The sequence below is a fragment of the Acetanaerobacterium sp. MSJ-12 genome, assembly GCF_018917875.1.
GTDB lineage: Bacteria > Bacillota > Clostridia > Oscillospirales > Ruminococcaceae > Bittarella > Bittarella massiliensis.
This window is the reverse complement of sequence record NZ_JAHLPK010000005.1, coordinates 99,878-123,999: the sequence shown is the minus strand read 5'-3', so window position 1 is coordinate 123,999 and position 24,122 is coordinate 99,878. Positions and strand designations below refer to the sequence as shown.

The window sequence follows — 24,122 nt, the reverse complement described above, 5'->3', positions numbered from 1 at the left end:
CGACAGGATGAAAAAGCGGTTTGCACACCCCCTCTCCCGGCGGGCGGTGGCCCTGCTCGCCGCGGGGTGCCTTGCCATTCCCATTGCCCTGACCGGCTGCGGGAAGGAGGCCACCGGCTACCTGGACGAGGGGGTGAAGGAGACCAAGACCCCCCTGGTGCGGGTGGAGGAGGCGGACCTCTATCTGGGCCGCACCATCCTCTTGGAGGTGCGGGAGCAGGGGTATGACCTCTCCCTCTCCCCCGACTTCACCCAGCCCCTGAGCGAAGAGGACCGGATGGACGCCAGCAGCGCCCTGCTGCCGGTCTACATGGGCAGGGACGGCCAGGTGGTGGCCCGGCTGGGCTGCGCCAACACCGGCAACGGCGAACTGCCCACCCTGGAAGCGCGGGTCAAGAGCTTCGAGGTCTTTTACGGCCCCTGTCCCGCCGATGTGGAGGCGCCGGAGAACGCCAAACCCCAGGTGGCGATCGGCGGGGTCGACTTCACCGGGCAGAATGCCGAGGAGGTGGCGTCCCTGCTGAAAGAAAAGGCCGGCTCCGTGACCAGCGGAGAGGGACCATCCCCCAGCCAGTACACCGTCGGCGGGTGTATGTACACCTTCTCCTTTGACGCTGACGGGGCGGTCAACCTGGTTCGGGTGCAGGGCCTCTAGTTTCCCCGCCGCACGGGCGGGCGCTCCAGCCAGAGCGCCCGCCCTCTTTTTCCCCCTTCCCCCTTTCCTTTGTCCTCACCCTTGCCCTCACCCCTGCCCTCATCCTCGCCCCCTTTTCTGCAAAAAACAAAGCGCAGCCGTAACGATCCCCCTCTCTCGGCGGTACTATTGGGTGAAAAGGCCTTTTTAAAACAAAAAAACAGAAGGAGGGCCCTGCGAGATGGATACCAGTCAAGCCCTGTGCGAGCAGGCCCAGCGGCACCAGCGCTTTTTCCGGCAGTACCAGCGCCTGGCCTACACGGTGGCCCTGCGCATCTTAAAGGACGCCAGGGACGCCGAAGAGGTGGCCAGCGACGCCATGGCCCGGGTGCTGCGCGCGCCCGAAAAGTACGACAGCAGCCGGGGCAGCATGAAGAGCTATGTGGCCCTCATCGCCCGCAGCCAGGCGCTGAGCCGCCTTGCCGCCCGCAGGGACGAGGTGCCGGCGGCCGCGCCGGAGGGGCCGTCCGCCCCCGACTGGGCCGCCTCGCTGGAGCTGCGCGAACGGCTGAACGGGGCGGTGCTGGCCCTGAGCGAGCCGGAGAAGCAGCTGTTTGCCATGCGCTTTGTCTACGGCTACTCCACCCGGGAGATGGCCCGTTTCTTCGGCATCAGCCAGAACGCCGTCACCACCCGGGTATCGCGGCTGCGGGACAAATTGAAACCACTGTTGGAGGAACGAGAGGGGGAGCACACCCATGAATGAAGAGAGATTTGACAGACGGCTGGCCGACCTGCTGGACGAGGAGACCCTCCTCGCCGTCAGCGGCAGCCTGTTTGACGCAAAGCCGCCCCGGCGGCGGGTCTGGCGCCGGGCCGCGGCCGTTGCCGCCGCCTTTGTGCTGCTGTTGGGGGCCGTCAACTACCAGAGCGTGGTGGCCTTTGCGCAGCGGGCCTACCGCTACTTTGTCTCCGGCGAGAGCTGGGTGATGGAGACCCCGCCGGCCAGCTACCGCCTCTGCGTCGACCCGGTGGAGGCGCCCGACGGCAGCGGTGGCACCTACCGGCTGCTCCAGGCGGTGCAAAAGGAGGACGGCACCCTCTGGCTCTCCCTGGAACACCTGCCGTCCAGAGAGGTAAAAGCCGAACTCAGCGAGGGGGCGGAGGACGTCTGGAACCAGTACCTGACCACCCTCAAGGCCACCCTGCAAGTCGGGGAAACAACTTACCCCCTCACCTACCTGCCGGAACACCTGGGGGCCTCCAGTCCCCACATGTCCGGGGAGGAGGACGCGCTGGCAAACTTCACCGTCTCCTTTGCCTTCTCCTGCAAGGTGGAGGGAGAGGCGGACGAGATCGCCCTGCAAATTGGGGACAGCCGGTTGCGCACCGCCCTGCAGTCCGCCGTCGCCGTGAGCGCCGAGGAGATCTCCTACGAGGGGAACGACAAGCTCTCCTTCCAACTGATGCAGTTGACCGAAAAGGGGGACGCCATTGCCCTGATCCCGACTGTCAAGGGGCTGTCGGCGGAAACCTGCTCGGTAAACTTTGGCATCACCTGGTTCTCGGTGGAGGACAGCGAGGGCAACCGGGTGGACAGCACGGCCTACGCCCGCCCCCTGATCGGGGACGACGGCGCCTTCCTCTACCGGCCCGAAGAGCCGCTGGCCGAGGGGGCGCGCGTCCACACATTCTCCTTCAACGGCCTCGACCTGTACATCGGCCGGGAAATGCCGTCCCGCTCCCCCGAGGAGCTGCCCACCAAACAGGACTGCCTGGAGATCGCGATCCCCGCCGAGGGAAAGGCGGCCACGGTGAACAAGACCTTTGACCTCTGCGGCGTGCCGGTGACGGTAGAGGAGATCCAGCAGAACGACACAGGCCATATCCAGGTGACCCTCTCCACCGACACCCCCTACGGCGACATCCGCAGCCTCTGCGCCTTTGACCTGGGGGAGGAGGGCAAGTTGCCAGAAGACGGGTCCCCCTACTACGCCTGCTTCTTCGATGACAGCCAATCCCATCTGGGCAAGGGGCACATCGACCTCACTTTCAACGCAAACGAGTGCGGCGACAGCCTCTTCCTCTATCTAAACAGCGCCGTCATCCGCAGCCCCGGCGGCGGGACCTACACCCCCCAGTGACCCCTGTCCGCACACAACAGAGGGCCCCCGGCCAAATTGGCCGGGGGCCCTCTGTTCTCTCTCTAGTCGTCGTCCCGGTGGGCGGAGACCCGCTTTTCAATGTCCTCCTTGAGGCGCTGGGCGCCCTCTTCGGTGCGCTGCTGCAGCCCTTCCAGCCAGCTCTCCCAGGTCGAGCGGTGGGCGCGCAGGCTCTCCTTGATCTGCTGCAGGTGGCTCTCATAGCGGGTAGAGCGCATGTTGGGGAAGGCCTTGGTCAGCCGCCGCTGAAAGAGGCGGTGGCGCTGGGACTCCTCCCTGTACTTTTGCAGCAGCTCCCTCACCCGCAGGCGGGCGTCGTCGGCCTTGGCGGAGTGGGCCTCCTCCAGCAGCCGGTCGAGGCGGGCCTTGATCCCCTCGCCGTTGTACCAGCCGGCGGCGTCCAGCCGGGCCTTGATTTCCTCGGCCAGGGCGTTGAGGGCCTGCAGCTGCCGGTTGATGCCCAGGGCGGCGCGGACCGACACGATCAGGTCGGCGGCAAAGACCGCCAGCAGCACCAGGGTGACCGTCAGCTTGGCCCAGGGGGGGATGCGGTCAAACAGCCGCTCCACCGCCGGGTGCAGCAGGTAGAGCATGGCCACCGCCATCACCCCGAAGAGGAGGGAGTTGCGCAGACAGACCCGGCCGTTCAGGTTGAACCGGCGCGCCGAGTAGTCCCACCACTTGGCGGAGAAGAGCTTCTCCATCGCGTAGCTGGTCAGGTATTCCAGGGCGCTGGTGAGCACCATCCCCAGCACAAAGACCGCCGCCGGGCTCTGCTGCACCGGCCGCAGCAGCAGCACGACGCCCAGGGCCCCAAAGCCGTAGATGGGGCAGACCGGCCCGTTGAGAAAGCCCCTGTCCGCCAGCTTGCGCTGGCCGATGGAGCAGTAGACCGTCTCGCAGAGCCAGCCCACAAAGCTGTAAAAAACCAGGTACAAAAACCAGGTGCAAAGGGTGGTGACCATCTTCACTCGCCGCCTTTTTTATTGGATTGGGTCCCTGCTAAAGGGTGACTGTCTCCCGCTGGGTCTCCCCCTCCGGCACGGCCGGGGCCTTCTCCCCCTCGGACGAGAGGCCGAACTCCTCGGCCAGCCGGGCGTTGGAGAGCATCAGCTTGAGGCGGTTTTCCTGGTTGACCGAGGTGGCGCTGGGGTCGTAGTCCACCGCCACGATGTTGGCCTGGGGGTAGCGGTCCTTGATTTTGCGCATCATCCCCTTGGCGACGATGTGGTTGGGCAGGCAGAACAGGGGCTGGGTGCAGACGATGTTGTCCACCCCGCTGTGGATGTGCTCCACCATCTCGCTGGTGAGCAGCCACCCCTCCCCCATCTTGGCGCCGGTGCCGATGACCCCGTCCACCAGGTGTTTGAGTTCGCTGAAGCTGGTGGGGGCCCGGAACTCGCCGTGTTTGGCGATGGCCCGGATCATCTTGTTCTGCCAGCGCTGGAAGTAGCGCAGCAAAAAGGCGTTGACCGCCCGGTGTTTGAAGGCCTTGCCGTAGAGATCGTTGTCGATGATGTTGTTTTGGATGCAGTACATGCAGAAGTCCAGCAGCCCGGAGAGGACCGGCTCGGCCCCCTCGTCGATGAGAAACTGCTCCAGGTTGTTGTTGCCCAGGGGGGCGTACTTCATATAAATTTCGCCGACGATCCCCACCTTGATCTTCTTCTCCCGGTGGCGCTGGATGGCGGAGAAGTCGTCCAGGATGGCCCGGTAGTTTTTCTGCACCTGCAAAAAGGCCTTTGACTCAAACTGCTCGCAGAGGGCGTCGGTCCAGCGCTCCACCACCTCGTCGGTGCTGCCCTTGATGATCTCGTAGGGCTTGCACTGGTTTTTCAGCCACATGAGCATGTCGCCGTAGATGATGGCGTACATGGCCTGCACCAGCATGCCGGGGGTGAAGGTGAAGCCGGGCTGCTTTTCCAGGTTGGAGAAGTTCAGCGAGATCACCGGCACATAGCCGTAACCCGACTGGCGCAGGGCCTTGCGCAGCAGCGAGAGGTAGTTGGACGCCCGGCACCCGCCCCCGGTCTGGGTGATGAGGAGGGCGGTCTTGTGGGGGTCGTACGCGCCGCTCTTGAGGGCGGAAATCAGCTGGCCGATGACCAGCAGCGCGGGGTAACAGGTGTCGTTGTGAACGTTTTTGAGCCCCTCATCCACGATTTGGCGGCCGATGGTGGTGAGGATCTTCACCTTGTAGCCGTTTCTGATGAGGATCTTTTCGAGCATCCGAAAGTGGATGGGCAGCATGCCGGGGATGAGGATGGTGTAGTTTTCGCGCATCTCCGGCGTAAAGACGGGGGGTTTTTCAATTGGCGGCATGTTGCTGTCTCTCCCTTTCCTCCATGGCCGCCAACAGGCTGCGAATGCGAATTTTGATGGCGCCCAGGTTGTCTACTTCGTCGATTTTGATTTGGGTGTATATCTTGCCGCACCCGCGGAGGATGTCGCGCATCTCGTCGGTGGTGATGGCGTCGAGGCCGCAGCCGAAACTCACCAACTGAATGAGCTCGGTGTTCTCGGCCTGCCCCGCATAGCGGGCGGCGTTGTACATTCTGGCGTGGTAGGTCCACTGGTTGAGGACGGTGCGCTTTTCATACCCCGTCATCCAGGAGACCCCGTCCTCGGTGACCACCACAAACCCCAGCGAGCGCAGCAGCTTGTGGATGCCGTGGTTGATCTCGGGGTCGATGTGGTAGGGCCGCCCGGCCAAAATCACCGTCTTGCAGCCGTGCTCCTTGGCGTAGGCCAGGGCGCGCGCCCCCTCCTCCTTCACCTCGCGGCGGTAGTCGGCGTAGGCCTGGTAGGCCCGCTCGGCGGCGCGGGACACCTCGCCCCGGCGCAGGGCAAAGCCGTACTCGTTGAGGTAGCCGGTGATCTTCTTCTCAAAGACCTTGCGGTCGTTGAGGCTGATGTAGGGGTAGATGAACTGGCAGCCCCCCAGGTCCATATTGCCCTTGACCACCTCGGGGTAGTAGGCCACCACCGGGCAGTTGTAGCAGTTGTCGGAGATCTCCTCGTTGAAGTTGTAGCTCAAACAGGGGTAGAAGATGGTCTGCACCCCCTGCTCCAGCAGCAGCTTGATGTGGCCGTGCACCAGCTTGGCCGGGTAGCAGACGGTGTCGGAGGGGATGGTGTTCTGCCCCTTGAGGTAGACGGCCTTGCTGGAGCGGCCCGACACCACCACCCGGAAGCCCAGTTCGGTGAAGAAGGCGTGCCAAAAGGGCAGGTTTTCGTACATGTTCAGGGCCAGGGGCAGGCCGATGTCCCCCCGGGGGCCCGGCTCGCTGGGCAGGTGGGTGAGCTTTTCGTACTTCCACTCCACCATGTCGGGCAGCTCGCCGCCCCCGGCCTTGCCGGTCACCGGGCGCTCGCAGCGGTTGCCGGCGATGTGACGGGAGCCGTCGCCAAAGGTGTTGATGGTCAGGTTGCAGTGGTTGGTGCAGAGTCCGCAGTTGACCGCCTTGGACTGGTGGGTGAAGGCCGCCAGTTCGGCGGCGGTGAGGACCCGGCTCTCCCCCTCCGGCTGGAGGGAGCGGGCGTAGAGGGCCGCGCCAAAGGCGCCCATCAGCCCGGCGATGGCCGGGCGCACCACTGGGCGGCCCAGCTCCATCTCAAAGCTGCGCAGCACCGAGTCGTTGAGGAAGGTGCCGCCCTGCACCACCACGTTCTTGCCGATGTCGTCGGCACTGCGGGCACGAATGACCTTGTAGAGGGCGTTTTTCACCACGCTGACGGCCAGTCCGGCGGAGATGTCCCCCACCGTGGCCCCGTTTTTCTGGGCCTGCTTGACCGAGGAGTTCATGAACACGGTGCAGCGGGTGCCCAGGTCCACCGGGTGCTCGGCCAGGAGGCCCAGCTTGGCGAACTCGTCGATGGGGTAGCCCAGGGACTTGGCAAAGGTCTCGATGAAGGAGCCGCAGCCCGAGGAGCAGGCCTCGTTGAGGACGATATTGTCGATGGCGTTGTCCTTGATTTGAAAGCACTTCATGTCCTGCCCGCCGATGTCGATGATGAAGTCCACCTGGGGCTGAAAGTGCTTGGCCGCGGTGAAGTGGGCCATGGTCTCCACCAGGCCGAAGTCCAGGTGGAAGGCGCTTTTGATCAGGTCCTCCCCGTAGCCGGTGACGGCGCTGCCGACGATCTTCACCCGCTCGCCCGACTGGGCCCTGATCTGCTCCAGCTGCTCCTTGACGGCGGAGATGGGGTTGCCCAGGTTGTTGACGTAGTGGCTGTACAGGATGTTGCACGACCCGTCGATGAGCACCATCTTGGTGGTGGTGCTGCCGGCGTCGACCCCCAGCCAGGCCGGGCCGCTGTAGTCCGCCAGCGGGCGCTGGGGGACGTCGTTCTGGGCGTGGCGGGCGCAAAACTGGTCGTACTCCGCCCGGTCGCGAAAGAGGGGGGCAAGCCCCTGGGGGGCGTGGGGGATCTCGAGGACGTGGCGGAAGGTGCCGAGCAGCTCCTCATAGTCGTGCTCCTCGTTGAGGCCGCCGGCGTAACAGGCGGCCCCCAGGGCCACGAAATAGGGGGCCAGGGGGTGGAAGTTGGCCGAGCGCTCGTCCAACTCCAACGTCTCGATGAAGCGGGCCTGCAGCCCCTTGAGGAAGGAGAGGGGCCCGCCCAAAAAGAGGACATTCCCCTCGATGGCGCGGCCCTGGGCCAGCCCGGCGATGGTCTGGTCCACCACCGCCTGAAAGATGCTGGCGGCGATGTTCTCCTTGTCGGCCCCCTGGTTGATGAGGGGCTGGATGTCGGTCTTGGCAAACACCCCGCAGCGGGAGGCGATGGGGTAGATCTTCTCGTGGCGCAGGCTCAATTCATCGAGGGTGGCCAGGTCCACGTCCAGGAGGGTGGCCATCTGGTCGATGAAGGCGCCGGTGCCCCCGGCACAGGTGGAGTTCATCCGCTCCTCCAGGGCGCCCTTCAAAAAGATGATCTTCGCGTCCTCCCCGCCCAGCTCGATGACCACGTCGGTCTGGGGGACAAAGCGCTTGACCGCGCCGGCGGTTGCGTACACCTCCTGCACGAAGTCGAGGCCGCTCTCCTTGGCGACCCCCAGGCCGGCCGAACCGGTGACCGCCACCTTGATGCGGTGGCCCCGCAGCAGTTCGCCCAGCTCCTCTATCTTCTGCAGCGCCAGTTCCCGCACCCGGGAGAGGTGGCGCTCATAGCTCTTGTATACGATCTCGTCTCGGTCGTCCAGGACCACCGCCTTGATGGTGGTGGAGCCCACGTCCAGTCCCAGTTTATAGCTCATCCCGTTCTCCTTTTTTCTGCCTTTCCCCTATTTTCTCGGTTCGGCCCCGTCGGGGCGCAAGATCCCACTATCTGTATATGCCGGCCACCGTCTGCAAAAGAAGGGGTTTGATGACCTCGATGGCGGCCGGCTGCCCCTCGATGATGGAGCGGTAGCAGGCGGTGACCAAAAAGTCCAGCATCACCATAAGCCGGTTGCGCGACTGCTCCGCGCTCTCCCCCGGCAGGGCCAGCAGCTCTTCCAGCGGGGCCAGCAGCTCCCTGTGGTGCAGCTCGGCGCCGGGACCGCCCCGGACGATGAAGCGGAGGATCGGCGGGTTTTCGGCATAAAAGTCGATGAGGCACTCGCAGAAGCGGGCGGCCGCGGCCGGGCGGTCGACACAGCCGGCCTGGCGGGTGCGCTCGACGGCCCGGCAGAGGGTCTCGCCCCCCTTTTCGGCCACCACCTTGTCCACCAGGGCCTGCTTGTCCTTGAAGTAGAGGTAAAAGGTGCCCTTGGCCACGCTGGCGGCCCGGGCGATCTCGCCGACGCTGGTCTGGGCCACCCCCTTTTGCAGAAAGAGGGCGGTGGCCGCCGCCTCGATGCGGGCGCGCTTTTGGTCCCTCGGGACCTCTGTCACAGTCATCGCCACCCCTCCCCCGTCCGAAAATTTTGTACAGATGACCCAATTTGCAGAGTTTGCTTTGTATAACACCATCAATCATAGACCTTTGCTGACCGGCGGTCAACCGTTCTTGTCGAAAGGGGCGGAAGTTTGACAGTACCCCCCAATTTCTCACCCCACAGCGGCGCGGAATTTGGGGAGTTTTCAAAGGCGATTTAAGAAAGATGTAAGAAAGGGCGCCCCCCCTTTCCAGATGTTGAAAGGCGGGGAAATCCCTCCCAGACAGGGGCCGAAAAGGGAAACCGGCCGGTCCCGCAGCAAGGGCTGCAAGGCCGGCCGGCTCCCAAGGAAAGAGGAGGCTGTTATCCGCTTTTCCCCGCTCCCGGGCGGGGGTGGCGGCCCCGTGGCGATGGGGCCGCCTGAAAGGGGGAGAGGGCTACTGGACGTCCACCCAGATGGGGGAACTCCAGGCCTGGTGCTGGTCTTTCTGGGTGACGCGCAGGTAGTAGAAGTGGGTGCCGGCGGTCAGGTCCTCGTCGGCCCAGGTGAAGCGGCAGCGGTTGCCCGAGACGGCGGGGGCGTAGATCTCCCCGTTGTCCTTGACCACCTCGACCCGCTCCAGCTCCCCGGTGCCCAGCACGTCCACCTCGAGGGTGGCCTTGCCGCCGGGCAGGGCGGTGATCTCGCTGCCCATGCGGGCGCCGTTCACCTTGCAGGAGAGGAGGATGCCCGCGCCGGTGGTGGCGTAGGTGAAGCGGTTGTAGATGGCGTCAAAGAGGGTCTCGCGGGTGAGGCCGGGGACGAAGGCGGCCACGATGCCCCCCTCCACCCCGTGCTCGAGCTGGTGGGAGTCGCTGCCGGCGGTGAAGCCCAGCCGGTAGCCGCGGGCCAGGGCGTCCTGCACGTACTTGCCCTTCTGGCGGGGGTTGTTCTTGGTGTAGATGGACTCGGTGCCGTCCTTTTCAAAGGGGGCGTGGCGGGAGAAGATCTCCACCGCCCGCTGCACCTCCGGGTCGTGGAAGGCCCAGTCGGTGGCGGCGCTGACGGCCGACCAGATGGCGGCCGGGTGGTGGGGGATGCAGAGGGCCCCGTACTTTTTGATGCTGGCGAAGAGCCGGTCGGGGGTCATCCCCTCGGGGTCACAGGCGCGGAAGAGCTCCCCCTCGCCGGTGCGGTAGTAGACGTTTTTGTGGCCGAAGTCGTAGTGCAGCTCGTTGGAGGTCCACTCGTAGGCCAGCAGGGTGGTGAGCTCGCCGTCCTTGTTGAACTCGTTGGCCGAGGTGCGCATGTACTCCCACTCCGACTCGGTGATGACGTCGGGGAACATGTCGTGGTCGGTGAGGGCGGTGAAGTCCAGCTTGGGCACGGCCTTGGCGTAGTTGTAGTACTGGTCGATCTGGCCCGAGGCGTCGGACATCCCGCTCTGGCCGTGGATGTCGCCGAACTTCAGATCCAGCCCCAGGTAGCCGTTCTCGTCCAGCCAGCGGCGCTTCTCGTCCTCGTCGATGCGGTCGAGGGCCTTGTCGCCGGGGATGGGTTTGGTGAAGCTGTCGATTTCCTTCTCGGCAGCGCTGTCGTCGTGGGCCTGCAGCTCCGCCAGGGTGGTGGAGAGGAACTTGATGGAGGAGTAGCGCTCCTGGTGGCCGTTGCCAGCCGAGTGCTGGTAGAGGATGAAGATGTTGTCCTCCTCGTCCACGCAGGCGCGGGGGCGGATCGGGCAGTTGGAGGCCTCGTCGCGCACCATGGCCACCGGCACCGACCAGCTGCCGTCCTCCTGCCGCCAGCGCATGAGGAAGCAGCGCATGCTCAGGGCCTGGGCCAGCAGCTGGGTGCCCTTGCGGTTGCGGCAGAGGGAGGCGGAGGCAAACCAGACCCGCATGTGGGAGAGCTGCCGGCAGTCGGCGGCAATCTTGCCGCCCGCCAGGGTCAGGTCGCAGGTGTAGTAGTTGGTCTCCCCCCTGGGGCCGACCCCGTGCCAGACCACGGTGGCCCCGCTGTCGGTGGACACGGCGGTGGCGTCGGAGGCCCAGTCGGGGGCGTTGGAAATCACCGCCTCCTCCCCCCAGGCGCCGCCGGCGTAGGCGCGGGCGACCTGCAGGTACTGGCTGCCGTCGAAGACGTCGTAGGCCAGGTAGAGCACCCCGTCGCCGCCAAAGGCCACGGCCGGGCGGTAGGCCTGCTCGCTGGAGGAGACCCGCCAGGTCTCGGCGGCGGCGCTGCCGTCAAAGCGCAGGCAGCAGATGTGGCTGTCGCCGTGCTGCTGCTCGCACCAGGCCACGTAGAGGTTTTGGCCGTCGTCGGTGACCGAGGGGTAGAAGGCGCCGCTGGAGCGGGAGAGGAGGATGGGCTCTCCCAGCTCCTCGCCGAAGGCGCGGGCCAGCAGCTTCCAGTTGCCGGCGGAGGACTCGGACCAGATGACCCAGACCGTCCCATTCAGGACGTAGAGCCGGGGGCGGAAGGCCTGCCCCTCCCCCGAGACCACCGCCTGGGAGAGGATCTCCCCCTCGCGGGAGAGGAAGGCGGCCACGATGTCGTCGTGCTTGTTGTGGTAGCGCTGCCAGCAGGCGGCCAGGCGGCCGTCGGGGAGGACGGCCAGGTCGGGGTACTGGCAGCTGGTGGTTTCGATGTCGGTCAGTTCGGTGATTCGCTCCATAAAGTCGGTGAGGTAGGCCATTGTAAAACACGCTCCTTTGCAAGTGTGGGGTGGATGTTCTCTATTCTTCCGGCAGCTTGCCGGTGCCGGCGGGGCCCTTGACGTGCTTGATGCCGAAGGTCAACACCAGGATGGTGACGATGTAGGGCATCATCTGCACCAGCTGGGAGGGGACGTCGAAGGCCTGCTGGAGGTTGATCTGCAGGGCGTCGGCAAAGCCGAAGAGGAGGGCGGCGAGGACGGTGCCCACCGGGGTGTACTTGCCCAGGGCCATCATCACCAGGACGATGAAGCCCCGCCCGGCGGTCATCTCCTGCACGAACATGTTCAGCTGGTCCAGCGAGAGGTAGGCCCCCGCCAGCCCGGCGCAGCCGCCGCAGATGAGCATGGCGGTGTACTTGTACCCCCGCACCGGGATGCCCAGGGTGTTGGCGGCGGTGGGGTTTTCGCCCACCATCCGCAGCCGCAGGCCGAAGGGGGTGTGAAAGACCACGTACTGGGTGATGACCAGCAGCACCAGGGCGATGTAGAAGTTGACGGAGAGGGAGGAGAAGATGGTCCCCACCACCGGGATGTCCGACAGGAGGGGCACCCGCACCGCCTGGGTGAGGCTGGCCACCTGGGGGGAGTTACCGCTGGATTTCCAGACCACCTCCATCAGCACGGTGGTGATGGCCCCCATGAAGAGGTTGAGCCCCACCCCGGCGATGACCTGGTTGAGCCGAAAGCGGACGGTGAGCAGCCCGAAGAGGAGCCCCACGGCCGCGCCGCAGACCATGCCGGTGAGAAAGCCCAGCAGCACGTTGCCGGTGAAGTAGGAGGTAAAGACGCCGCCAAAGGCGCCGAAGAGCATCATGCTCTCCACCCCCATGGCCATCATCCCGCTGCGGGAGGCGTAGACTGCGCCCATCCCGGCGATGAGCAGGGGGATGGACATGCGCAGGGTGGAGACGATGAGAGAGACTGCACTGAATCCCATGGTCAATTCGCCTCCTTTTTGTCCGCCGCCTTGGCGGGTTCGGTGTCCGGTTTCTTGGCGCGGGTCTTAACGACCTGGAAGAGGGCGGGCATGGCCACAAAGATGACCACCAGCGCCTGGATCATGTCCGCGAATTCGGGGCGGATGCGCTGGGTCATGTTCAGCACCATGGCCCCGGCGCGCAGGGCGCCGAAGACCAGGGCCGAGACCCCCACCATCAGGGGGTTGCCCGAGGCCAGGGAGGAGACGGCGATGCCGTTGAAGCCGTATCCGGGGGAGAAGCCCTCGATGTAGCGGCCGTTGACCCCCAGCGCCATGCTGACCCCGGCCATGGCCGCCAGGCCGCCGCTGATGAACATGGTGAGCATGGTGGTGCGGGCGATGTTGATCCCCGCCGTCTCGGAGGCCAGCCGCCCCCGGCCCACCGCCCGGATCTCAAAGCCGGGCTTGGTGCGGTCGAGGAAGAAGTGCACCAGCACCGAGAGGGTGACGGCGATGAAGAGGGCCGCCGTCAGGCCCCGGTTTTTGACCAGTTTGGTGAACAGGGCGGTCTCCAGCACCGGGGCGGTGGCCCCGTTGAGCTCGGTCTCGGGCCGCAGGGGGCCGTTGGCCAGGTAGCTCATGAGGAGGGTCGCCACGTAGTTGAGCATCAGGGTGACGATGTACTCGTTGGCCCCGAACTTGGCCTTGAGCAGCCCCGCCAGCAGGCCGTAGAGGCCGCCGGCCAGCACCCCCACCAGGATGGCCAGGGGCAGGTGGATGAACTTGGGCAGCCCCAGGTCCCAGGCGCCGGCGATCGCCGCGCCCATGGCCCCGAAGAGCATCTGCCCCTCCATCCCCAGGTTGACCAGCCCCGCCTTTGCCGCAAAGAGGTAGGAGAGGCCGGTGAACATCAGGGGGGTGGTCTGGATCAGGGTGTTGACAAAGGCCGACACGCTCCCCACCGAGCCCTTGAGGATGGCCCCGTAGGCCCCCAGGGGATTGGCGCCGGTGAGCAGCAGGATGACCGCCCCCAAAATCAGGGCGATGAGCAGGGCCCCCACCGACTGAATGGCCGTGTTGGCCGAGTGCGCCAGCTTTGATCTGTTAAGCGGTTTTCCCATCTGCCAGCACCTCCTCTCCGTCCATTTTTCCGCTGAGCATGTACATGCCGATCTCCTGTTCGCTGAGGGTGTCCGCCGGGGTCTCGGCGACGATCTCCCCCTCGTAGAGGACGGCCAGGGTGTCCGACAGGCGGCGCACCTCGTCCAGATCCGCCGAGATGAGGAGGATGGCCGCCCCCGCGTCCCGCAGGTTTAAAAGCACCTCGTGGATGTACTCCATGGCGCCGATGTCCACCCCGCGGGTGGGCTGGGCGACGATGATGACCTGGGGGTTTTCCTCAAACACCCGACCGATGATGACCTTTTGCTGGTTGCCGCCGGAGAGGGCGCCGATAAAGGCCTTCTCGCTGGGGGCCTTGATGCGGTACTCCTTGATGACCTTGCGGGAGAACTCGGTGATGTCGTTCATCTTGAGGAAGAAGCGCCCGGCGAAGCGGTCGCTCCACTGGTAGCCCAAAATCAGGTTCTCGCGGATGTTCAAATCCTTGATGAGGCCCCGGGCCAGCCGGTCCTCGGGGACGTGGCCCACCCCCTTTTGCAGAAAGTGCAGGGGGCCGCCGGTCAGGGGTTCGCCCCGCAGCAGCACCTGGCCGCTCTCGGGGGTGCGCAGGCCGGTGAGGGCCTCGATGAGCTCGGTCTGGCCGTTGCCCTCGACCCCGGCGATGCCCAGGATCTCGCCGGCGCGGATGCGCAGGTCGATGTCCTTGAGCACCGGGCCGTGCCGGTCGGAACAGCAGAGGCCCTTGACCTCCAGCACCGTCTCGCCGAACTGCTGGGCGCGGCGGGTGCTGTCCAGCTCGATGTCCCGCCCCACCATCCACTTGGCCAGCAGGTCGGTGGAGCACTCGGCGATGGGGACGTCGGCCTTGACCATCTTCCCGTCGCGCATCACCGACGCGGCGTCGGAGATGGCGATGGCCTCTTTGAGCTTGTGGGTGATGATGATGACCGTCTTGCCCAGCGAGCGCATCCGGTCGATGACCTTGAAGAGCTCGTCCACCTCCTGCGGGGTGAGGACGGCGGTGGGCTCGTCGAGGATGAGGATCTGCGCCCCCCGGTAGAGGGCCTTGATGATCTCCACCCGCTGCTGCTCCCCCACCGACAGGTCGCCCACCCGCTTGCCGGCGTCGATCTTGAAGCCGTATTCACGGATGATCTCGTTGACCGCGGCGATGGCCTTTTTGCGGTTGAAGTTCCACCAGGACTGGCGCTCCTCCCCCACCACCACGTTTTCGGCCACCGAAAGCACTGGGGTCAGCTGAAAGTGCTGGTGGACCATGCCGATGCCGGCGGCGATGGCGTCGCCCGGCTTTTTGAAGTTGACCGGCTTGCCGCCGATGGCGATCTCCCCCCCGTTTTTGGAGGTCATGCCGTAGAGGATCTTCATCAGGGTGGTCTTGCCCGCCCCGTTTTCACCCACCAGGGCGTGGACCTCGCCCCGGCGGACCCGGAAACTCACGTCGTCGACGGCGAGCACCAGGGGGTACTGTTTGGTGATGTGGGTCATTTCAATGTCGTACTGGCACAACCCTCGCTCACTCCCTCTCTCTCACACAGATCGGGGCCGCGCGGTACTCGCGCCGCCGCAGCCCCGTCTGCTCAATCAGGTGTCAAATCTCACTTGGCGGGCTGATAGACGTTCTGCTTCAGCCAGTTTTCCAGCTCGGACTTCTGCCCCGGAGGGATCAGCTTGCCCTCTTCCATCTGCTTTTTGATGGCGTCGACCTGGTCGATGATCTCCTGGGGGACCTTGATGTTGGAGCCCTCGGTGGTGTAGCCGGTGCCGCCGCCGATGATGCCGATCTCGCTCAGGCCGGGCTTCCAGGTGCCGTCGATGAGTTTTTTGACCTCGCCGTAGATGATGTTGCGCACGTCCTTCAGGGAGGTGGCGACGATGTGGTCGGGCTCGACATCATTTTGGTTGGAGCCCACGCCGAAGGCGTAGCGGTTGGCCTCGACCGCGGCGTTGAAGACGCCCAGGCCGGAGCCGCCGGCGATGTGCTGGATGAAGTCGGCGCCCTTGTCGTACATGGTCAGGGCCATCTCCTTGGCCTTGCCGGGGTCGGTGAAGGAGCCGACGGTGGCCTGCAGGACGGTGGCGTTGGGGTTGGTGTAGCGCACCCCCGCCTCAAAGCCCACGGTGCCCTCCACCAGGAAGGGCTGCTCTTCGCCCAGCAGGCAGCCGACCACGCTCTTGTCCTTGTTGGCCAGGGGCATGTCGCTGTTGGTGGCAAGCCCCGCCAGGCAGCCGCAGAGGAAGGTCTGCTGGGGCCAGATGGTGGAGATGGAGTTGACGTTGGGCAGCTCGATGGTGCCGTCGAGCCAACTGAACTTCTGGTCGGGGAACTCGGCCGCGACCTTGGTGATGCCGTCTTTCTGGTCGACCCCCACCAGGACGATCAGGTCGTACTCGCCGCTCTCGGCGTACATCCGCTGCACCTGGTCGTAGTCGCTCTTGGAGGCGGGGGAGGCGTAGTCCATGGTGATGCCCAGCTCCTCCTGGGCCTTGACCAGCCCCTCGTAGGCCATGTCGTTCATGTTCTTGTCGCCCAGGCCGTTGGGGCCGATGACCAGCCCGACCTTGATGTTTTTGCCGGGCTTGTCGCTGCCGCTGTCTCCCTTGTCGTCCCCCCCGCCGCAGGCGGTGAGGGACAGGGCCATGGCGCCGGCCAGCAGGAGGGCCAACAGCCGCTTTTTGCCTTCTCGTTTCATTCCTTCTCGCTCCTTTGCTTGTTTGGTTGGCGGGGATGCTCTCTCCCCCGCCGTTTCTTGCCTGTCTCTATTGTAAGATTTTGTCGCTTCCCCTGTCGATGGAGGATTTTGCCACCAAAGCATAAAAAATTGACAGATTCCCAAAGGGGGGAATCTGTCAGCTTGTACGATTTTGACATTCTGTTTCAATTTTGACCCGCCGGCGGGGCGGCCCGCCGCTCCTGCTCGGGGGAGAGGCCCATGTGCTTTTTGTAGAGGCGGGAGAAGTAGCTGGGGTTTTCATACCCCACCTGCCGGGCCACCTCGGCCATCTTCAAATCGGTGGTGCAGATGAGCTCCCTGGCCCGGGTGAGGCGGTAGGTGGTGAGATAGGTGCTGTAGCTGACTCCCGTCTTTTGCTTGAAGAGGCGGCAGAAGTACTCGGGCGAGAGGTGGACGCTGCCGGCGAGCTTGGTCAGGGAGAGGGCGCAGTCGCCGTAGTGGCGCTCGATATAGCGCACGGCGGTGTCGATGGCGGGGGCGTCCCGCTCCCCCTGCCGCTCCTCCACGGCGGCGAGCATCTCCTCCATCTGGGCGCGAAAGTCCCCCAGCGAGCGCACCGGCTTGCCCACCCGGCGGGCGTCGGGCTCGATCTCCCGCAGCTCCTGCAGGTAGCGGTCCTCCATCTGCGCCAGCAGCCGGTGGCTGTTTTTGCGCACCCAGTCCACCCGGGCCGGGCCCGCCTGGGCGCAGCGGGTGAGGAACTGGGACAGGTCGCTCCGGATGGCGGAGACGCCCCCGTAGGCGATCTCGGTGGAGAGCCGCTTGCGCAGGGCGTGCAGGGCGCCGCTCAACTGGGGCGGCTCCTGGGAATCGCCGAATCGGTAGAGGCCGGGGCGGCCGCTGAGAAAGGCCATGTCCAGGGCCAGAGCTGCCTCCCGCAGGGCGTCCTGCAGCCCCTCCGCCCCGGCGTGGGGGGCCGAGAGGCCGGCGGCGAAGGGGGGCTCCCACCCGGAAAACCCGGCCGCCGCCACGGGGAGGAGGGCCTCCCAGCACTCCCCCCAGAGGACGGGGGTCAGGGGGGTGTCGGGCAGCTGCCGCTGCAGCGCCGCCCCCCTGTCTGTCCCCCGCACCGCCACCGCCCGGTAGCAGCCGGACCCGTCCGCCCCCAGGCGGCGTGCCAGGGCGGGCCAGTCCACCCCCTCCGGCTCCTCGATGCGCTCGAGCGCCTCCCCAGCGGGCCGAGGGGCGGCGGTGAAGAAGCTCTTCTGGATGTCCGCCAGGGTCTGGGCCACCTTCTCGGCGGTGATCTCGCTCTTGAGCAGGTAGTCATAGACCCCCAGCCCCACCGCCCGCTTGGCAAAGGTGAACTCGGCGTGGTTGGTGAGGATGACAAAGACGGTGCGGGGAAAGCGCTCCTTGGCCCGCTCGATGAGGCCGATGCCGTCGAGCCCGGGCATCTTGATGTCGGCAAAGACCACGTCCGGCGGGTCCTTTTCCATCTTCTCCAACGCCTCCAGCCCGCCGGCGGCGGTCTCGACCTGGGCCTTCAGCCCGGGGACCTTCTGGGTGAGCACATAGGCAAACCAGTCGCGGATGGGCGCTTCGTCGTCGGCAATCAAAATCTTCACGCGGGTCCCTCCCCCTCTTCGATGTGGTAGAGCACGCTGGTCCCCAGCCCCTTTTGGGAGCGCACCTTCAAATAGCTGCCGCTGCCGTAGACCAGCTCCAGCCGGCTGTGGATGTTGGCGATGCCCACGCTGTCGTCCATCTTGATGGAGAAGCTCTTGATGCGCTGCAGCCGCTCCTTGTCGATGCCCTGGCCGTTGTCGGTGACGGTGATGCGCAGCACCCCCGCCCGGTAGCGGGCCCGCACCCGGATCTTGCAGGGCGGGCCGCCGGTCTGCAGGTTGTGGTAGACGGCGTTTTCGATGGTGGGCTGCAGGATGAAGGAGGGGATCTGCCGCGCCCCCGCCGCCGGGTCGATGTCGTAGGCGATGGAGAAGCTGTCCGGGTAGCGGTAGCGGAGGATCTCGGCGTAGTTTTGGATCTGCTCCACCTCCTCTGTCAGGGGGACCAGCTTGTCGGTCTTGTCGGTGATATAGCGCATCATCTTCACAAAGCGGATGAGCATCTCCTCGGCCTCGTCGTTTTTGCCCATGGCCACCATGAAGCGGACCGAAGAGAGGGTGTTGTAGATGAAGTGGGGGTTGATCTGGGCCTGCAAAAAGTCCAGCTCGGCCTTGCGCTTGAGGCGCTCCTTGTCCTCGATGGAGCGGATGAGGGATTGGGTGCGCTGGGCCATGTGGTCAAAGGAGAGGGCCAGCTGCCCCAATTCGTCCCCCCGGTCGGTCTGGACGCGGACGTCCAGCTCCCCCTGGGAGAAGCGGTCCATGGTCCCCTTGAGGGCCAGGATGGGGCTGGTCATCCAGCGGGTGAAGAGGAGGTCGGCCAGGGCGATGAGGAGGACGATGGCCCCCAGCAGCAAAAAGGCATAAAAGCGCAGGGAGCGCACCGGCCCCACCAGCTGGGAGAGGGGGATCAGCTCCACAAAGGTGAAGCCCGTTCCCTCCACCGGCACGCGCACCACCATCACCTCGTCCCCGGCGGCGGTGCGGGCCACGCCGTACCCCTCCTCCTTGACGCTCTCCCCGGTCCAGCCCTGCAGCTCCCCCAGGCGCTGGCCAATGTCGGGCTTGTACCAGCTGGAGATCACCCGGTCCTCCCCGTCCAGGATATAGGCCTGGCGGTTCTGGTTGTGGGCCGAGCCCATGGCCTCGGCGTACTTGGCCTCGCTGATCTTGAAGAAGACCACCCCCACCGGCTCGCCGGTGATGTGGTCCTTGACCAGCCGCCCCTTGAAGAGGTAGTAGCGAAAGACCCCGCCGCCGCTCTCGTCTTTATAGGTGCCGCTGGTGCAGACGGCCCCGTCGGCGGCCACCATCTCCTGAAACCAGCTCTCCCCCTGCAGCGAGTCGAGCTGGTAGTGATCGGCCGCCAGGGTGTTGGCCGACAGCCCGTTGAAGCCCACCACATAGGCGTTGATGGCAAAGCTGTAGGTGCTGCCGATGTAGGAGACGGCCGAGTTGGGGTCGGCGGCCGCCGCCCCGCTGGACTGGTTGCTCCATCGGTCCAGCAGCTTCAGCCGCACCTCTCTCTGGGTCTGCTGGTCCATCTGGTCGGCCGGCAGCTCCAGCGAGGCGATGATGGCGCTGTCGTCGGCCAGGCCGTGCAGCAGCCGGTCGGTGGCCAGGCAGTAGCTGGCCACCGACTGGGCCAGCTGTTCGCTGGCGCTCTCCTGCATCTCAAAGAGGGTGGCCTCCAGGGCGTGCTGGGCGTTGCCGAAAAGGGCCCAGACCGCCAACATGGCAACCGAGGCGGGCAGGCAAAAAGCCAATAAAAAGACCTTGTACTTGATGCTCAGCCCCCGCCGTTTGCGTTCCCTTTCCACGCTCGACACCTCCCGACAAAAAACTACAATTGTATCATACTGTCCCGGCGGTGGGGTTGTCAATCGAGCGTTTTGACCAAAACGCATCCCCGTTTTATGGAGAAGGGAGGGGATCTGCCCCTCCCCCTGTGCCGGCGGCCGGGCAAAAAGAGAGGGCGCCGGAGCGGTCTACCCGCGCCCGGCGCCCTCACGGCCACCCGTTTTTCACGTCCCTGGGGCCCTCTAGATGATGATGCAGATGAGCCCCGAGCAGCCTTCGTTGATGACCCGCTCCACCGTCTCCTGGATCTTGGTACGGGCGTCCATGGGCATTCGGTAGAGCTTGTTGTGCAGCCCCTCGTTGACCAGGTCGTGCAGGCTCTTGCCGAAGATGTTGGACTCCCAGATCTTGCCCGGGCTCTCCTCGAACTCCTTGAGCAGGTACATCACCAGCTCCTCCGACTGCTTCTCGCTGCCGACGATGGGCGAGACCTCGGTGGTGATGTTGGCCTTCATCATGTGGATGGAGGGGGCCGACGCCTTGAGGCGGACCCCGTAGCGCCCGCCCTGCTTGACGATCTCCGGCTCCTCCAGCGAGAGCTCGTCGATGGTGGGCATGACGATGCCGTAGCCGGTGGCCTCCACCTCGGCCATGGCGTCCTTGATCTTGTCGTACTCGGCCTTGGCCTTGGCCAGGGAGACGATGCAGGGCATCAAATCGGATTCGTCGTTTAGGTCCAGCCCGGTGTTCTCGGCGATGATCTTGTAGAACAGGTCGCTCTCCAGGCCGATGTTCAGGCTGGCCGCGCCGGTGCCCAGGTCGATGGACTTGACGTTGACGTTGGAGATCTGGGGGCAGTCGTAGAGCTTTTGGGCAGTCTCGTCGATTTGGGAGATGCGGTCCACCTCGCCGAAGAGCTCGGTGATCTTGCCGAAGACCGCCGACTTGAGCCAGTGGTCCTTTTCCAGGGTGTTGATCCAGCGGGGCATCTGGATGGAGATCTCCTTGACCGGGAACTCGTGCAGCAGCCCCTTGAGGACGCCGGTGATGTCGGCGGCCGACAGCTCCAGGCAGTTGAGGGGGAGCACCGGCACCTGGTGGCGCTCCTGCAGGTAGTCGCGCAGGTGGAGGGTGCGCTCGTCCCCCGGGTGGGCCGAGTTGAGGATGACCACAAAGGGCTTGCCCAGCTCCTTGAGCTCCTTGATGACCCGGGTCTCGGCCTCGGCGTAGTCCTCGCGGGGGATCTCGCAGATAGAGCCGTCGGTGGTCACCACCACCCCCACGGTGGCGTGCTCCTGAATGACCTTTTCGGTGCCGATCTCGGCGGCCTTCTCAAAGGGCATGGGGGTGTCCGACCAGGGGGAGTCCACCAGCCGGGAGCCCTCGCCGTCGGTGTAGCCGATGCTCGACTGCACCACAAAGCCCACGCTGTCCACCATCCGCACCTTGAAGTGGGAGCCGCCGTCCAGCAGCACCTCCACCGGCTCCTCGGGGATGAACTTGGGCTCGGTGGTCATGATCATCTTGCCGGCCGCCGACTGGGGCAGTTCGTCCACCGCCCGCTGGCGGATGGAGTCGTCGCCGATGTTGGGGATGACCATGGTCTCCATCATCCGCTTGATGAAGGTGGATTTGCCGGTGCGCACCGGGCCCACCACCCCCACGTAGATGCAACCCCCTGTGCGGCGGGCGATGTCTTGATAGATGTCGTTCATTTTTTTACCCCCACTTTCCTATTCGGACACGATCGGGATGAGCAGCGTCCGCTTTTCGGGCACGGTGTCTCCCTCCAGGCTGTTTTCCTGCACGATTCCCTCCACCGAGGTGTTGTAGCGCTTGGCGATCTGCCAGACGTCCTCCCCCCTGTCGCAGTAGTAGATGGTGAGGGCGATGTTCTTGTCGGTCTCCTTGGGCGACTCCTCGTCCACCGACAGGTCCTCCACCACGTTGCCGGTGAAGGTGGAGGTGAGCACCGCCTCCCCTTCCATATCAAAGCGGAGTTCGGCCCCGCCGTCCGGGGCGAGGGAGGCACTGCTGCCGGCCAGCTTGACGGTCAGGTCGGCCGTCTGGTTCTGGCCGTCCCCGGGGGCGGGGATGCGGGTTTCGAAGTCCACGTTCTTTTCAGAAAAGTGGAGGGTCCCCTCCCCGTCGGCCCCAATGACGGTGGCCTTGACGTTGCCGGCGGCCACCAGCACCCCCTCCTCCATCTTCTGGGTGAGGAGGTTGACCTCCCCCCAGACGTCGTAGACGGTGGTCAGGGCCGGGCCGTCCAGCTTGACCTGGCGGGTGACGGTGAAGGCCTGCTTGGGGAGGATGGACACCGAACTGGCGGTGAAGGGCCGGGTCTTGTACTCGCTCTCAAAGGTGGTGGAGAAGAGGTCGCGGATGGTCTCGATCTCCTCTTGCCGGTAGCAGACCACCGAGGCCTCGCAGACCATCTGGGTGGAGAGGACGGTGTTCTCCCCCTCGATGTTCTGTTTGAGCTCCGCCTTGCAGTCCAGCACCGCCGCCCGCACCGAGAAGGCCATGTCGGCGCTGCAGTTGTCGATGTCCACGATCTGGCTGACGGGGATGGTGTAGTCGGCGCTCTCCACCTGGTTGTTCTGCAGCAGGTAGCTGACGTGGTTGCGGCACTCGCCCTTGAGGATGACCTTGCCGGTGATGACCTTGTAGTCGTCGATGGAGAGGTAGCTGTCCACCCCCAACACCGCCTCCGGCGGGCTGGAGAGGGACAGGTCGGTCTCGTCCTCCAGGCTGAAGGCCTTCTGCCCCGAGGCGGCGGGGACGGTGGCGGAGAAGCGCTCCTTCTTCATCTGCACCCCCATACCGCTGACGTCCGAGAGGACGGTCTGCTCGGCCTTCCCCACCGCCTTGACGCGGATGGAGACCGAGCTGCGCACCGAGATGGCGCGGGGGTTGGTGGCCCGGCAGTTGATGTACTCGCCCTTGACAGCGGTCTCCACCAGCGCGTCCTCCACCGCCACCTTGGCGTCGATCTGTTTGGTGAAGGGGATGGACTGCTCGAAGCTGTAGAGCTTGGCGCCGTCCTCCGAGGTGTAGAGCAGGTGGAAGTGGACGTAGCCGTCGAGGATGATCTTCTGGTCCGCCTTCTGCTTGGAGACGATGTGGGGGGTGCCCATGCACTTGACGATCCGGACAATTTCGGCCAGATAGTCGGGCAGGATGAACTCGCTCTCCACGGTCTGTTCAAATGTTTTATCCAATATCACTTGGCTGAGCTGGTAGGAACGGGTGGCCTTTTTGAGCTCCATAGCGAAAAACCTCCTAAAGTCAATGCTTTACTTCCATTCTATTGGGCGGCTTGGCCGGATATGCCAGCGCGGCCGGGGCGGGGCGGTTTTTTTGCGGGGGGAAGGGGCCCCCTCGCCCTTTCACAGGGAGTGGAGGGCCTGCCCGACAGCCGGTGGTCCCTTCACAAACCAGCCTCCCCTGTGCAAGCGGGAGCGGGCGGGCCATTTGGCGGGTGGCGGCGCTCTTCGCAGTCCCTCCTCGCCCCCCCTGCCAAAAGGGCCCATCTGTCGGGCGGTGGCAGCGCCGTTGCCCCCTTTCCCAGCCCTGCGCAGAAAGGAGACACAGCCTGCCCAGCAATGTCGATGGGGCTCCCTCCTTCCCCCCCGCAGAAAGAGGAAAACCGTCCATCTGCCAGCAGGCAACGATGCCCTTCCCTTCTCTTGTCCGCTCTTCGCCCCTGTGCAGAGGGAAAAGGGGATCTGCCCGCCGGTACAAGGCGGCGATGCCTTTTCAGCCCTTTCCCCTCCCCCTGCGCAGGGAGGGGAAGACGGCCCAATCGACAACAGCGGCTGCTTTTATCTTCTTTTTCGACCCGTGTGGAGAAGAGAGAACGCCGTATCTCTCCGCGGGCAGCGCTTTCGCTCTCTTTGCCCGTGTAGAGGGAACGATTTTCCGTTGCAAAGAGCGCAATTCCCTCTTCGCCCTTTCCTCCACACAAAAAAGAGGAACCACCTACCCGTCAACAAGCGGCCCCCGTTGCAGCCCGATTTTGTCCCCATGTGGCGAAACAGAAGGATTTTCAGCGGCGCAGAGGGCAATCCCCTTCCGACTGTCCCACGTATAAAAAGGGGGAAACAGTCCGCCAGCGGGCAGCATCTTCCCTCATGACCAAGCCCCCATCCCCACCCACGCGCAGAGGGAGAAAAAAGCCTACCGGCGGCAGGCGGCGGGGGTGTCCACCGTTTCCTTTCCTGCCCCCTGCACAGAAGAGGGGAAGGGCAGGCGGGCAGTGGAGCAGCTCCCTCTCCGCCCCCGCGAAAAGCGGGAAAGGGGGCCCACCTGAAAGCGCATCCCACCTCCTCCCCCGTCCCTTGCACAGACTTGACTCGCCCCTCGCGCGGACTTGACTCGCCTCTTGTACAGGGGAGGAGAGGGCGGGATCTACCCGTCACGGCATGCGGCTCTCCCTCCGCGGCCCTCCCCGGCACGGAAGAAGGGAGCCCATCCCCTACGACCTCTACCACACCGTTCAGTCTGCGGCTCACCCCGGCACAGGAGAGGGGAGGGCCGTCCGGTTTCCCCTCCGACAGAGCACCTTCCGCCCCCCATTTAAAAAGCAGCCGTTTCCCCTCG

General features: G+C 65.1%; 16 protein-coding genes. 3 read left to right on the top strand and 13 right to left on the bottom strand.

Features of this window, described 5'->3' with window-relative positions; all coding sequences use genetic code 11:
* Positions 1–7: 7 nt before the first annotated feature.
* From KQI11_RS07325 to KQI11_RS07315, 3 genes are all read left to right on the top strand, one after another.
* The gene (locus KQI11_RS07325) at positions 8–655 is read left to right on the top strand and encodes a hypothetical protein (RefSeq protein ID WP_216401645.1); all 648 of its coding nucleotides are present in this window, start codon (positions 8–10) and stop codon (positions 653–655) included.
* A gap of 220 nt (positions 656–875) precedes the next feature.
* A complete protein-coding gene (locus tag KQI11_RS07320) occupies positions 876–1,400 on the top strand; it encodes an RNA polymerase sigma factor (RefSeq protein WP_216401644.1) in 525 nt (174 codons plus the stop codon).
* Complete coding sequence (locus KQI11_RS07315) at positions 1,393–2,778, top strand: hypothetical protein (RefSeq protein WP_216401643.1); 1,386 nt, start codon at positions 1,393–1,395, stop codon at positions 2,776–2,778. The genes KQI11_RS07320 and KQI11_RS07315 overlap by 8 nt, the downstream gene beginning before the upstream one ends.
* 62 nt (positions 2,779–2,840) lie before the next feature.
* Here the strand turns inward: KQI11_RS07315 and KQI11_RS07310 are convergent, their stop codons facing one another.
* From KQI11_RS07310 to KQI11_RS07250, 13 genes are all read right to left on the bottom strand, one after another.
* Positions 2,841–3,761 carry a putative ABC transporter permease gene (locus KQI11_RS07310; RefSeq protein ID WP_216401642.1) on the bottom strand — a complete coding sequence of 307 codons (921 nt, stop codon included), beginning with the start codon at positions 3,759–3,761 and terminating at the stop codon, positions 2,841–2,843.
* 37 nt (positions 3,762–3,798) lie between these two features.
* A complete protein-coding gene (locus tag KQI11_RS07305; protein ID WP_216401641.1) occupies positions 3,799–5,118 on the bottom strand; it encodes a 2-hydroxyacyl-CoA dehydratase in 1,320 nt (439 codons plus the stop codon).
* The gene (locus KQI11_RS07300) at positions 5,105–8,056 is read right to left on the bottom strand and encodes an acyl-CoA dehydratase activase (protein ID WP_185916167.1); all 2,952 of its coding nucleotides are present in this window, start codon (positions 8,054–8,056) and stop codon (positions 5,105–5,107) included. The genes KQI11_RS07305 and KQI11_RS07300 overlap by 14 nt, the downstream gene beginning before the upstream one ends.
* 67 nt (positions 8,057–8,123) lie before the next feature.
* A complete protein-coding gene (locus tag KQI11_RS07295) occupies positions 8,124–8,681 on the bottom strand; it encodes a TetR/AcrR family transcriptional regulator (protein WP_216401640.1) in 558 nt (185 codons plus the stop codon).
* 415 nt (positions 8,682–9,096) lie between these two features.
* On the bottom strand, positions 9,097–11,334 hold the full coding sequence (locus KQI11_RS07290) for a CehA/McbA family metallohydrolase (protein WP_185916166.1): 2,238 nt from the start codon (positions 11,332–11,334) through the stop codon (positions 9,097–9,099).
* 40 nt (positions 11,335–11,374) lie between these two features.
* On the bottom strand, positions 11,375–12,292 hold the full coding sequence (locus KQI11_RS07285; protein WP_185916165.1) for an ABC transporter permease: 918 nt from the start codon (positions 12,290–12,292) through the stop codon (positions 11,375–11,377).
* A gap of 2 nt (positions 12,293–12,294) precedes the next feature.
* A complete protein-coding gene (locus KQI11_RS07280) occupies positions 12,295–13,395 on the bottom strand; it encodes an ABC transporter permease (RefSeq protein WP_185916164.1) in 1,101 nt (366 codons plus the stop codon).
* Positions 13,379–14,923, bottom strand: coding sequence for an ABC transporter ATP-binding protein (locus KQI11_RS07275; protein ID WP_243164439.1), 1,545 nt, complete (start codon positions 14,921–14,923; stop codon positions 13,379–13,381). Before KQI11_RS07275 ends, KQI11_RS07280 begins: the two co-directional genes overlap by 17 nt.
* Before the next feature lie 89 nt (positions 14,924–15,012).
* Positions 15,013–16,107, bottom strand: a complete 1,095-nt coding sequence (locus KQI11_RS07270) for a BMP family ABC transporter substrate-binding protein (protein WP_185916163.1) — start codon at positions 16,105–16,107, stop codon at positions 15,013–15,015.
* Positions 16,108–16,292: 185 nt separating this feature from the next.
* On the bottom strand, positions 16,293–17,717 hold the full coding sequence (locus tag KQI11_RS07265; protein WP_216401639.1) for a helix-turn-helix domain-containing protein: 1,425 nt from the start codon (positions 17,715–17,717) through the stop codon (positions 16,293–16,295).
* Positions 17,714–19,537, bottom strand: coding sequence for a cache domain-containing sensor histidine kinase (locus KQI11_RS13485; RefSeq protein ID WP_216401638.1), 1,824 nt, complete (start codon positions 19,535–19,537; stop codon positions 17,714–17,716). The genes KQI11_RS07265 and KQI11_RS13485 overlap by 4 nt, the downstream gene beginning before the upstream one ends.
* A 222-nt stretch (positions 19,538–19,759) precedes the next feature.
* Positions 19,760–21,232 carry a stage IV sporulation protein A gene (gene spoIVA, locus KQI11_RS07255; protein ID WP_216401637.1) on the bottom strand — a complete coding sequence of 491 codons (1,473 nt, stop codon included), beginning with the start codon at positions 21,230–21,232 and terminating at the stop codon, positions 19,760–19,762.
* Positions 21,233–21,250: 18 nt separating this feature from the next.
* A complete protein-coding gene (locus KQI11_RS07250) occupies positions 21,251–22,789 on the bottom strand; it encodes a DUF3794 and LysM peptidoglycan-binding domain-containing protein (protein WP_216401636.1) in 1,539 nt (512 codons plus the stop codon).
* Between the last annotated feature and the right edge of the window lie 1,333 nt (positions 22,790–24,122).